This is a genomic window from Arthrobacter sp. Sr24, assembly GCF_054511175.1.
In genome coordinates this window covers 105,860-118,181 of the sequence record NZ_JBTNDB010000007.1, presented here as the reverse complement: position 1 = coordinate 118,181, position 12,322 = coordinate 105,860, and the positions used below count along the sequence as shown (strand labels likewise).

Sequence of the window (12,322 nt, the reverse complement as noted above, 5' to 3'; positions counted from 1 at the left end):
ATGAAGAAAATCTTTTGGCTCGGCGTCGGCATAACCGTTGGCGTCATAGCAGCCCGCAAAATTACCGCGGCTAAAGGCGCCATAGGACCTGACGGACTTAACCGTGCCGTGGGCCAAATGAGCGACGCCGTTCACGACTTCGCCGACGCTCTCCGTGAGAACATGAATCAACGAGAAAGTGACCTGCGGATCGCTTTAGGTGTGGACCAGGACCCCTCCGCCACCCGACGCTGATCTGAGCCTGTTCCACCCCGGCTAGGTAAGTGCCTGGCCACACGCTGCCACGGCTACCGCTGCCACACCACGCTGCGCGCAAGACGCCAGCGACGTAAAGTTTTTGCCCGATAGAACTATGAAGGAGCCACCAGGCTAATGAAATCGCACGACATTGCACGCCGCTGGGTAGATTTTTTCGCCAGCAAGTCACACACCCCCGTGCCCTCGGCCTCACTGGTGTCCTCCGACCCGTCGCTGCTCTTCACCGTGGCCGGCATGGTTCCCTTCATTCCCTACCTGACCGCCCGCGAGGTGCCGCCGTATAAGCGCGCCACCAGCGTGCAAAAGTGCATCCGTACCGGTGACATTGAAGAAGTGGGCAAGACCGTCAGGCACGGCACCTTCTTCCAGATGTGCGGCAATTTCTCCTTTGGCGATTACTTCAAGGAAACCGCCATTCCCTACGCCTGGGAACTACTCACCAGTTCCCTTGCCGACGGCGGATTCGACCTCCCAGCGGACCGGCTGTGGGTCACGGTGTACACCGAAGACGACGAAGCCTACGGCATCTGGCGGGATGTGGTGGGCGTCCCCGCCGACCGCATCCAGCGCATTGGCAAGGAAGATAACTACTGGTCCACCGGCCAGCCCGGCCCGGCCGGCCCCTGCTCGGAAATCTTCTACGACCGCGGCCCCGAATACGGCATTGACGGCGGCCCCATCGCCGATGAAACTCGTTACATTGAAATCTGGAACCTCGTGTTCATGCAGTACCAGATTGATAACGTCACCTCCAAGGTTGACTTCGATGTTGTAGGGGAGCTGCCCAACAAGAACATCGACACCGGTTTGGGCCTTGAGCGATTGGCCATGATTCTCCAGGGTGTGGAGAACATGTACGAAACCGACCAATTGCGCCCCGTCCTGGATAAGGCCGCCGAACTGTCGGGTAAGGCCTACACCTCCACCGAGGACCCTGCCGATCCGCATCACATTGACGATGTCCGCATGCGCGTTGTTGCCGACCACATCCGCTCCTCACTGATGTTGATTTCCGACGGCGTCACCCCCTCCAACGAAGGCCGCGGCTATGTGCTGCGCCGCCTGATCCGCCGTGCCGTGCGTTCCATGCGCCTGCTCGGTGTGGAAACCGCCGTGTTGCCGGAGTTGCTGCCGGTGTCGCGTGACGCCATGAAGGGCGCCTACCCGGAAGTTGAGACTGACTTCGCCCGCATCTCACGTATTGCTTATGCCGAAGAGAAGTCCTTCCTGCGTACCATTGCCAGCGGCACCGCCCGTTTGGAAGAGGCCGTCAAGGACTCCAAGGCCGCCAACACTTTCCTTTCGGCCACTGAAGCGTTCGCGCTGCATGACACCTACGGGTTCCCGATCGATCTGACACTGGAAATGGCTGGCGAAGCCGGTCTAGCTGTTGATGAGGCCGGGTTCCGTACACTCATGCTCGAGCAGCGCCAACGCGCCCAGAAGGATGCCAAGTCCAAAAAGAGCGGGCATGCCGATCTGTCTGTCTTCCATGAGTTGCTCGCACAGGGCGAAACGATCTTCACCGGCTACACCGAGCTTGAAGGCGAAGGCCGGGTACGCTCCATCTTGGCCAACGGAGTCCAGGTGCAGCACGCCTCCACTGGCGATGAGATCTCCCTCGTTCTGGATGCCACCCCGTTTTACGCTGAAGCAGGTGGCCAGAGCGCCGACACCGGCCTGATCACCGGCGACGGCTTCGTGGTCGAGGTCCTGGATGTACAAAAGCCCATCAAGGGACTGAGCGTCCACCAGGCAATCGTGCGCGAAGGCGAACTGCCCGCGGACGCATTGGTGCGTGCCGCCGTCGACCGTGAACGCCGTCACGCCGCTGAACAAGCGCACACCGGTACGCACATTGTGCACGCTGCACTGCATCAGATCCTCGGCCCGGAAGCCCTCCAGCGCGGCTCCTACAACAAGGCCGGCTACCTGCGCTTCGACTTTGCCTGGGGCGAGGGTCTGAGCACGGCCACCCGCTCAGAAATTGAAGAAGTGGCTAACATTGCTATCCGCAATAATTTCCGAGTCGATACCAAGGTCATGGACCTTGACGCGGCCAAGTCGCTGGGCGCCATGGCACTGTTCGGCGAGAACTACGGTTCCGAGGTGCGTGTTGTAGAGATCGACGGCGCCTGGTCGCGCGAGCTGTGTGGTGGCACCCATGTGGACAGCACCTCCCGCATCGGCTCGCTCACGCTGTTGGGCGAGCAGTCCGTTGGTTCGGGAAACCGCCGTGTCGAAGCTTTTGTCGGCATGGACGCTTTCCGCCACTTGGCTGGCGAACGTGCGCTGGTCAACTCACTTTCTGACATGCTCAAGGTTCCCTCGAACCTGTTGCCGGAGCGAGTAGCTGCAACTTTGGCCAAGCTCAAGAACGCGGAGAAGCAATTGGAGCAGCTCCGCAAGGAGCAGCTCAGCGCCGCAGCGGCCACGCTGGTGGGCACCGCAGTGGACGCCAACGGTGTGCGCGTTATTGCCCACGACGCCGGTGAAGTCAGCAGCGCTGATGACCTGCGTGGGCTGGCACTGGACCTGCGCGACCGTCTCGGCTCAGCGCCGTCGACCATTGCAGTCGCTGGCGCCAGTAACGGCCGCCCGATCATCTTGGTAGTCACCAACGAGGCCGCCCGCGAGGCAGGCATCAAGGCCGGCAACCTGGTCAAATTGGCATCCGGGATCTTGGGCGGTGGCGGCGGTGGCAAGCCGGACATGGCCCAAGGTGGCGGGCAAGACGTCAACGCTATCGGCGCCGCATTGGCTGCCGTCAGTGATGCCGTGAAGACGCGATCTTAGGGTTTTTGTGGCGGAGAAGAATTACCCGCAAGGGGTCAAACTTGGTGTGGATGTAGGCATGGTTCGGGTGGGGTTGGCAACATGTGACCCCGACGGAATTTTAGCCACACCCGTAAAGACCCTGAGTCGGGACACAAAGAAGAACAGCGACATCAAGGTGGTAGTCAAAGAGGCTTCCAACCGTGGTGCGCAGCAAATCTTTGTGGGCCTGCCCCGGACCATGAGAGGTGAAGAAAAGACGTCGGCACATATGGCCCGCAGCTACGCTCAGCACCTTGCAAATATGCTGGCGGCGGCAGGTCTAGAGGTCCCGGTGTTGCTGGTGGATGAACGATTGACCACAGTCAGCGCCCACCAGGCCCTGCATCAAGCTGGCCTGAGCAGCCGCGAACACCGTAAAGTAGTAGATCAAGTGGCGGCCGTTGAAATACTGCAGCACGCCTTGGATATGCAAAAAGCGCGCAATTCCGATGTCGGGGAGCTCGTGCGCGCAGTCAAGTCGGACGTTGTGGGGACAGCCGATTCACCTGAACACGAAAAGGGTCTCACCATTAGCAGTTCTAGCAATGCGCCCGTCAACTCGCAGGAGGCGCCATGAGTGATAAGTTCCAGAACGGGGATCGGACGTCTTCCGAGAACCAGGGCACCGAGCCGAACATCGCCAACCAGCCTTACGCCAACCAGCCTTACAATGACGAGCAGCCTGTCGCCGAAACATACTGGCAAGACGGCAGCGAGGACACGCTGTACACCGGCCACTCTGACTACGAACACTACGACGCGCACGAAGCGCACGACGAGCCCGGCCACAACGAAGCCGGCGAGTCCGACGCTTACGATCCGGTAGCAGAGGCGGGATTGCCGTCGCGCCGGACCAGCCGTGTCTCCAAAAGGGTGCGCAAGCGCCGCCGCAGCTTGGTGTTTTTGGTGATCCTGGTCTTATTCGGCGCCGTGGTCTACTTCGCGGTCCAGACCGTCAAGCCCATGCTGGGCGGCTTCACCGTGCCCGACTATCCAGGTCCCGGAACCGGAAACGTGCAGATCGTGGTGCCAGAAGGTGCCACAGGACGCACAGTAGCCACCGAACTTAAGGCCCAGGATGTGGTGGCCAGCGAGCAGGCCTTCCTTGACGCGCTCAAGGCAGCCGAAGGCTCAGCGTCCTTGCAGCCTGGCGAATTCCCCATGAAGTCCCAAATGAAGGCCTCGGACGCGGTTGCCGTGCTCTTGGCGACGGACGCTAACCGCGTGCATTACGCCGCAGTCGCGCAAAACCTTCGCCTTGGCGAGACCTTGAAGATCCTTGCTGAGAGCACCGACTTGCCGCTGGCCGAGTTTGAGAAACTCGCTAACCAGCCAGCCGAGTTTGGTTTGCCGCCTCAGGCCAAGAACCTTGAAGGCTACCTCTCACCTGGCGAGTACAGGTTTCCCATTGAAACCGACGCCAAGTCCGTTGTGCAGGAATTGGTCACCAAAACCACCAGCGAGCTCACCGACTCTGGCGTGACGGATCCGAGCGAGCAGTACCGCATCCTCACAGTTGCTAGCATCATCGAGTTCGAAGGTAATGAGGCGAACTATTCCAAAATCTCTGGTGCCATTGAAAACCGTCTCAACAAGCCCAACGAAGAGACTGGTGGCCGCCTTGAATCGGACGCCACTGTGGCCTACGGTCTGGGCATTAAATCCTATGAGCTGACGGCTGCGGAGAAGGCTGACAAGTCCAACTTGTACAACACCTTCGCCAACCCCGGACTACCTGTTGGACCCATTGGCTCTCCGAGCGTCAAGGCCATTGAGGCCGCCGCGCAACCGGAATCTAACCCGTATTACTTCTGGGTCACGATCAATCTGGATACGGGCGAGACCCTGTACGCAGCCACCTTTGCCGAGCACCAGGCAAACGTTGGCAAATATGTGGCATGGTGTGGGGCAAACCCGGGGAAGTGCGAATAAGTGAACGCCCCTCTCCAAGGCGCGGTTTTGGGACACCCTATTGGGCATTCCAAATCTCCAGCCATGCATGATGCTGCCTACGCGGTGCTGGGAGCTGAATTCTCCTACCAAGCCATTGACGTTCAAGTCCCCGAACTCGCCGCCGTCGTGGCTCGGGTTCGTGCCGAACGCAATTGGTATGGGCTGTCGGTGACCATGCCGTTGAAGAATGCCGCGGTGTCCCTGATGGACGAGTTGACCCCTGTGGCAGCAGCGTTGGGTGCCGTGAATACCATTGTGTGCACTACGGACGACGCCGGAGAACCTCACCTTGTGGGGGACAACACAGACGTGCCCGGGATCGTGAATTCCCTGCTCCATGCTGGTGTGGGGGAGCGCCCCCGTGCTGCCATTCTCGGCGGCGGAGGTACTGCCGTCTCCGCCATCGCCGCCCTAGCCGCCTTAGACGCGTCATGCATTGATATTTTTGTACGGAACATTGCTAAGTCCGCAGGGACGCTGGACGTGGCAGAAAAGCTGGGTGCCGGCGTCGACCTTAAATCCTTTGACGGCGCAGCGCAAGCACTGGCTGGTTACGACGTGGTTATTTCCACTCTGCCTCCGCGCGGAGCCGACGCGTTGGCCCAAGACTTCGGGGACACTCAGCCATCCGTAGATGGGGCATTGTTACTTGATGTTGCCTACGATCCGTGGCCCAGTGAGATAGGTCTTGCGTGGGAGGCGGCTGGTGGAACGGTCGTCGCCGGCATTGAAATGCTGCTTTATCAGGGCGTGGAACAAGTGAGGTTGTTTACCGCAGCCGGTGGGTTTGGCGATTTGGACACAGAGCAGCTGGGGGACGTCATCAATGTGATGTGCGACGCAATTGGCGTGGCTCGGCGAAATCCCTACGAACAGAACATGGCAGGATAGAGAGTATGTTGCGTTGGTTGACCGCCGGAGAATCACATGGACCGGCCCTTGTTGGAATTATTGAAGGCGTCCCCGCCGGTGTGGAGCTCACGAGCGCCCACATCCAGGATGCTCTAGCTCGCCGGCGTCTGGGCTACGGCCGCGGCGCCCGCATGAAGTTTGAGCAGGACGTCGTGACCATTTTGGGCGGTGTCCGCCACGGGGTGACCCAGGGTGGCCCGGTCGCTATCCAGATCGCCAACTCCGAATGGCCCAAGTGGGAAGCGATCATGTCTGCTGACCCCGTGGACGCCGCCGAGTTGGAGGGCCAGGCCCGGAATGCGCCGTTGACGCGTCCCCGTCCCGGCCATGCTGACTTCACCGGTATGCAGAAGTACGCCTTCTCCGAAGCCCGTCCCGTGCTGGAACGAGCCAGCGCCCGCGAAACCGCCACCCGCGTGGCCTTGGGCGTCGTAGCAGCGCAGATGCTGGCTGCTGTCGGCGTCGAACTGGTCAGCCACACCGTACAAATCGCCAGTGTAGCCTCACCGGAAACAGCCACACTGCCTGTGCTCGCCGACGTGGCCGCCTTGGACGCCGATCCGTTGCGCTGCTTTGATGCAGCCACCTCCGCCGCCATGGTGGAAGAAGTGGACGCTGCCCAGAAGCAGGGCGAAACGCTCGGCGGCGTGGTTGAGGTGCTCGCCTACAACTTGCCTCCCGGACTGGGTAGCTACGTGCACTGGGACCGCCGCCTGGATTCTCGCCTGGCAGGTGCCCTCATGGGTATCCAAGCCATCAAGGGTGTTGAAGTAGGCGACGGCTTTGCCACGGCAGCCCGCCGCGGCTCAGAAGCTCATGATGAAATTGTCCGTGATGAGTCCGGGCGCATCACCCGCACCTCCAACCGCGCAGGCGGCATTGAAGGTGGGATGAGCATTGGTGACGTGATCCGCGTTCGCGCAGCCATGAAGCCCATCGCTACCGTGCCCCGAGCACTGAAGACCATTGACGTTGCCACGGGTGAGCCCGCCAAGGCCCACCACCAGCGCTCAGATGTGTGTGCGGTTCCGGCCGCCGGTGTTGTCGCCGAAGCCATGACCGCTCTGGTGCTGGCTGAGGCACTCGTCGAGAAGTTTGGTGGCGACTCCATCCAGGAGACCAAGCGCAACATGGACAGCTACCTGGCAGCAATCCCTGCCAATCTGGATACCCAGGACCACTGATGGCTGCGGGCAAGGAGCCGGTGGGGGCCCCGGACTTCACCCCCCAACGGCCCATCGTCATGATTGGCCCCATGGCCGTGGGCAAGTCGGTCATTGGGGCCGAATTGGCCCGCGTGATAGGTGTGCCTTTTGTGGATTCCGACCACAAGATCGTGGCCAAGCATGGGCCTGTTCCCCGGATCTTCGCGGCCCGGGGTGAGCACCACTTTCGGCAACTCGAAGCCAAGGCCATCGCCGATGTCCTCGATACTCCGGAGGTGGTACCGGTGGTGCTGTCCTTGGGGGGCGGCGCCGTCTTGGACTCCGGCACCCAGCAATTGCTGGCCCGCGCCACCGTAATTTTCCTGCGTGCAGAACTGGACACCGTCCGGGAGCGCATCACTCGCAACACCGGCCGCCCCCTGTTGGCGGCGGATCCGGTAGCCACTTGGGAACGCTTGGCCGCCATCCGCGGCCCTGTGTACGCCCGGCTGGCCGACATCACCCTTGATGTGGGCCAATCAAATGTGCCGCAGCTCGTAGAGCGGCTGATCCACCTGCTGGCAGCAGAATCCAGAAAAGAGAATCTCTAAACCGTGAACACCGTGAACCCCGAGACTTCCTCGAGCGCAGCAGCAACAACACCTGACACCGTCATCAAGGTCACCGGTGCCCTTCCACAGGAAAACTACGACGTCGTAGTGGGCCGTGGACTGTTGTCCCACCTTCCTGAACTCTTGGGCGAGCGGGTCAAAAAGGTTTTGGTCATCCACCCCCGAGCGCTTCGCATGACAGGGGACACCGTCCGGGATGACTTGGAAGCGGCAGGATTCACCGCTCTCACCGCCGAGATCCCCGATGCCGAAGAGGGCAAGCACATCCAGGTTGCTTCCTTCTGCTGGGAAGTGCTGGGCAAGAACGATTTCACCCGCTCCGACGCCATTGTGGCTGTGGGTGGCGGGGCCGTGACTGACCTGGGCGGCTTTGTTGCCGCTACCTGGCTACGCGGGGTCAAGCTCGTGAACATCCCTACCTCCCTTCTGGGCATGGTGGACGCCTCCGTCGGCGGAAAGACCGGCATCAATACGGCCGAGGGCAAGAACCTGGTAGGTTCCTTCCACCCGCCGGCAGGTGTCCTGGTTGATCTGGATACTCTGGCGACCCTGCCTCCGAATGAACTCATCTCCGGCATGGCCGAGGTCATCAAGTGCGGATTCATCGCCGACCCCGTCATCTTGGACTTGATCGAAGCCAACCCGGAAGCTGTCAAGGACCCGGCATCACCGATCCTGCGTGAATTGATTGAACGTGCCATTGCTGTCAAGGCGAAGGTGGTGTCCGAAGATTTGAAAGAATCAGGACTGCGCGAAATTCTGAACTACGGCCACACCCTGGGCCACGCCATTGAACTGGCCGAACGCTACTCCTGGCGTCACGGCGCCGCCGTATCAGTCGGCATGATGTTCGCCGCAGAGTTGGCCCGCAGCGTTGGCCGCCTCAGCGATGAGGATGCGGACCGTCACCGCACCATCTTGGATCTGTTGGGCTTGCCCCTGAGCTACCGGCGGGACCGCTGGCAGGCGTTGCTGGACGGTATGAAGCGCGATAAGAAGTCCCGCGGGGACTTGCTGCGCTTTGTGGTCCTTGATGGCATTGGCCGGCCGGGCATTCTCGATGTCCCTGACCAGTCACTGCTCTTTGCCGCCTACCAAGAGATTGCTTCCTAATATGGCATTGAACGATTGGCCCTCAGCAGGCTTTCCCGGAATCGCCGTCAACCCTAAAACACTCATGCCCGAGGTGGTGGATGAAGAGGCCTGCACGCAGGCTCTGAAGGAATCCGGTGACGCAGCGGATCAGGTGTTTGTGTTCCTGGCCCGCGGGCAGATCGCTGAGGCGGCTGAGGCAGCGGCCGACGCCCGCCTGAAGGATCCCGGATCCGTCCGCCTGCAGGTGCTTGATGCGGAGATTTTGCGCGCCAGCAAACACTACGATCGCGCTGAGCGAATCCTTCGCGCGCTGCTGCCGGACGTTAACGGAACGCCCATGGAGCCCTGGGTCTTTCAACAATTGGGCAAAGTACATTTCAGCAGCGGGGCATTTGAAGCGGCTGCGAAACTCTTTGCTACTGCTTTGGACCTGAGGGTCGCTTCCGGCTCCGACGCCTCGGCTATCTATTCCGCCACGGTCTCGCTCAAGCGAGCGCTGGATTTGGCCGAGCGCGAATAGCCTTCTGGCGCTACCAACGCTCTCTCACAAGTGTGGGGGAGCGTTGCGGTTTAAGGCCCGGAAGGTGATGAAGGGTTCCGTGGCGAAAGTGCGACGCCGGGAGGCGAGGTGGCTGCCCGCCTCACCTCCCGGCGTAGTACTTCTCAGGGTGGGGGGAATCATACGGCGCACCATGACTGGATGCGGTAGTATGGTCAATGGATTTTTGATAATACTTATACGCTAAGAGGCAACTGTGGCAACGACTAACGACATTAAGAACGGAACCGTTCTCAAGCTTGAGGGCCAATTGTGGAACATCATTGAGTTCCAGCACGTCAAGCCAGGCAAGGGCGGCGCTTTCGTTCGCACCAAGATGCGCAACATCCTCTCCGGCAAGGTAGTCGATAAGACCTTCAACGCTGGTTTGAAGATCGAAACTGCCACTGTTGATCGCTCTGATTTTTCGTACCTGTACCAGGATGGCGAAGACTATGTGTTCATGGACAATTCCAACTACGATCAGCTGACTGTCTCGGCTAAGACTGTTGGTGAGGCCACGAACTACATGCTCGAAAACCTGAACGTGACCATCGCCCTGCACGAAGGTAACCCGCTCTACATTGAGCTGCCGCCGTCGGTTCAGCTGCGCATCACGTACACCGAGCCGGGCCTGCAGGGCGACCGCTCCTCCGCAGGCACCAAGCCCGCAACGGTTGAAACCGGTCTCGAAATCCAGGTTCCCTTGTTCGTTGAGAACAACACCTTGGTCAAGGTTGACACCCGCGACGGTAGCTACTTGGGACGTGTCAGCGAGTAGTGGCAAGCACTAAAGACAACCCCTCGGGCAAGCCGAACTCGGCACGCAGCAAGGCCCGCCGCCGCGCCCTGGACATCTTGTTCGAGGCCGAGCAGCGCGACGTCAGTGCCATGTCGGCGTTGACAGCGCGGCGTGAAATCGCCGACCAGATCATCAACCTGTACACGGTTGAGGTGGTTGAAGGCGTGACGGCAATGAACGAAAGCATTGACGAATTCCTGCAGACCTACTCACAGGGCTGGACGCTTGAGCGCATGCCCGCCGTGGATAGGATCATCCTGCGCATTGGCACGTGGGAACTGCTCTACAACGACGACGTCCCCGACGGTGTTGCTGTGAGCGAAGCCGTGGAGCTGGCGAAGATTCTCTCAACGGATGAATCACCCCAGTTCATCAATGGCCTCCTAGGCCGTTTGCAACAGATCAAGCCGACACTTTTGGCGTAACTGTTTCAAGAACAGCTGCTCTCCAATAGCCCGCCGCAAACGCTGGGATACACTGCAATTTCGCAGGGTATCCCAGCGTTTTCGGCGGACTTTTTTCGTGGCGTTTGAGCGGGTTAGCGCCGGCTCCTGGTGTGGGCGCTGGGGCATCCCTACGCTCCAGCTGAGTCCTCGGCCAGGATGCTCTCCAGAGCAACTTCACTGGGCGCAGGAGTCACCAGCGGGACCGTCACTGCTGCTGCCAGGAGTTCTGGGTTTGGACCTGCTGGGCCTGCATATTTTGAGCCTGCCATACGGCGTTCGAATGCCGTCCCAGCAACTCTGTGCGGACGCCTGTGATCTTCTTCAGTAGCGTCATCTCCAGCTCCTGTCCGGCGCTGAACCGGCTCGCGGCGTTGCTGCCGCCGCCTCGAGCGTCGATTAGTAGCCGCTGCCGGGTGAAGGCCAACCGTGTGGACAACCGGATGAACTCCTTCATGATGGGCCCTGCCGCAAAACTTCTAGACCATGTCAATGCACGACGCCGGCCCGAACCTGTCGCCAACATCGGCACCTCTTGCTGCGTGAACCAACCGGACGGGACGTAGTCGGCCAGACGGTTGCGAGTCAGTTTTGCCTCGGAGCGGCGCAAGAGGATGATGCCCACAATGCTGAGGATGAACAAGGGGACTTGCAACACCACGTAGACCAGAAAGAAGTTGCCGCCCAGGAACGAGGATCCGTTCCACAATCCGTGAAGGAGCATGGCAGGGACTAGGCCCACTACCCAGGCACCCAGAACCATCAAGGTCCCGCCATTGCGGGCCGCGTAACCTACGCAGACGCCAAGGGTGGCAGTGAACATGACGTGAGCAAACGGTGACATGAGTCCGCGCATGATGAAAATACCCACCAGACCACCCACGGCTCCGTCGGCCTCGGACAGTGCTTGACCGAAGTACAGGATGTTTTCGGTGAACGCAAAGCCTGCTGCGATCATGCCTGCGTAAACCACCCCGTCGATGGGGCCATCAAAGGTGCGTCTCCGTAGGAAGAACAGCAACAGCACGCCGGCGCCCTTGCACAGTTCCTCCACCAAGGGGGCCTGAATCACTGCCCCGACCATGTCAGCATTCGCCGAAGGGCTGGTGACCATGAGCAGCGGCTGCACCCAGCTGCCCACCAACAAGGTGGTGATAACAGCCATCCCTGCACCCCAGCAGAATCCCAAAAGCAACGCAAGGCGGGGTTCTGGCTCCCATCGATCAATCCACATCAGGGTGGCGATGCAAATAATCAAGGGAATGAGAGCCAAAGCGCCGCAGATCAGAAACACGTTGGCGCCGATCGAGATGGCAAAGAAGGCCAAAGTCAGCATTGTTACCAGAGCGAGGACACACAGCAAGATGATGTTGCTCACCTTCGCTGTCAAGCCGCGACTCTTCGGCTTCGACTGGATCGGAGCCGGGTGCGCCCAATACTCCGGCGCGTAGCTCAAGGCGGCACCCTGCCCCTGTCCCGGTGCTTGCACCTGCGCAAGCGGGTCCTGGGCATAGTGCGGTTGCTGTTGCGGGGCGCCTGCAGCGGAGTTTTGCCACTGTCCGGGATCAGTCATGCTTCCAAGCGTAGAGCCACCAGTGCCTCACTCAAAGGTGGCGCGCTCCCTGCAGCCATGCCTGGTGTGAAGAATCGCAGCCCGCACTACCATCGGCAGCCCGCGGTGAACCTGCGCAGCCCCGAATGCAGCTCCACCGCGGTCGCCGTGGACA

The 12,322-nt window shown here is 60.5% G+C and carries 12 protein-coding genes; 11 read left to right on the top strand and 1 reads right to left on the bottom strand.

The annotated features are described in order from the left end of the window. From ACX80D_RS07115 to nusB, 11 genes are all read left to right on the top strand, one after another. A complete protein-coding gene (locus ACX80D_RS07115) occupies window positions 1-234 on the top strand; it encodes a hypothetical protein (RefSeq protein ID WP_459321945.1) in 234 nt (77 codons plus the stop codon). Window positions 235-372: 138 nt separating this feature from the next. Further along, window positions 373-3,054 (top strand): alanine--tRNA ligase, encoded by a 2,682-nt coding sequence (gene alaS, locus ACX80D_RS07110; RefSeq protein WP_459321944.1) that lies wholly within the window; start codon window positions 373-375, stop codon window positions 3,052-3,054. 58 nt (window positions 3,055-3,112) lie between these two features. Further along, window positions 3,113-3,652, top strand: coding sequence for a Holliday junction resolvase RuvX (ruvX, locus tag ACX80D_RS07105; protein ID WP_459321991.1), 540 nt, complete (start codon window positions 3,113-3,115; stop codon window positions 3,650-3,652). Beyond that, the gene (gene mltG, locus ACX80D_RS07100; protein ID WP_459321943.1) at window positions 3,649-5,007 is read left to right on the top strand and encodes an endolytic transglycosylase MltG; all 1,359 of its coding nucleotides are present in this window, start codon (window positions 3,649-3,651) and stop codon (window positions 5,005-5,007) included. The genes ruvX and mltG overlap by 4 nt, the downstream gene beginning before the upstream one ends. Then, window positions 5,008-5,919, top strand: a complete 912-nt coding sequence (locus tag ACX80D_RS07095) for a shikimate dehydrogenase (protein WP_459321942.1) — start codon at window positions 5,008-5,010, stop codon at window positions 5,917-5,919. Between the two features lie 5 nt (window positions 5,920-5,924). Next, window positions 5,925-7,124, top strand: a complete 1,200-nt coding sequence (gene aroC, locus ACX80D_RS07090; protein WP_459321941.1) for a chorismate synthase — start codon at window positions 5,925-5,927, stop codon at window positions 7,122-7,124. Continuing rightward, complete coding sequence (locus ACX80D_RS07085; RefSeq protein WP_459321940.1) at window positions 7,124-7,696, top strand: shikimate kinase; 573 nt, start codon at window positions 7,124-7,126, stop codon at window positions 7,694-7,696. Before aroC ends, ACX80D_RS07085 begins: the two co-directional genes overlap by 1 nt. 12 nt (window positions 7,697-7,708) lie before the next feature. After that, entirely contained in the window at window positions 7,709-8,830 is a 1,122-nt protein-coding gene (gene aroB / locus ACX80D_RS07080) for a 3-dehydroquinate synthase (RefSeq protein WP_459321990.1), read from the top strand. Window position 8,831: 1 nt separating this feature from the next. Next, window positions 8,832-9,332, top strand: a complete 501-nt coding sequence (locus ACX80D_RS07075; protein ID WP_459321939.1) for a tetratricopeptide repeat protein — start codon at window positions 8,832-8,834, stop codon at window positions 9,330-9,332. A gap of 235 nt (window positions 9,333-9,567) precedes the next feature. After that, the gene (gene efp, locus ACX80D_RS07070) at window positions 9,568-10,131 is read left to right on the top strand and encodes an elongation factor P (RefSeq protein WP_459321938.1); all 564 of its coding nucleotides are present in this window, start codon (window positions 9,568-9,570) and stop codon (window positions 10,129-10,131) included. Continuing rightward, entirely contained in the window at window positions 10,131-10,577 is a 447-nt protein-coding gene (nusB, locus tag ACX80D_RS07065; RefSeq protein WP_459321937.1) for a transcription antitermination factor NusB, read from the top strand. Before efp ends, nusB begins: the two co-directional genes overlap by 1 nt. A 226-nt stretch (window positions 10,578-10,803) precedes the next feature. On the opposite strand, the gene ACX80D_RS07060 is transcribed toward nusB, so the two are convergent. Further along, window positions 10,804-12,168, bottom strand: a complete 1,365-nt coding sequence (locus tag ACX80D_RS07060) for a PrsW family intramembrane metalloprotease (protein ID WP_459321936.1) — start codon at window positions 12,166-12,168, stop codon at window positions 10,804-10,806. Window positions 12,169-12,322 lie beyond the last annotated feature (154 nt).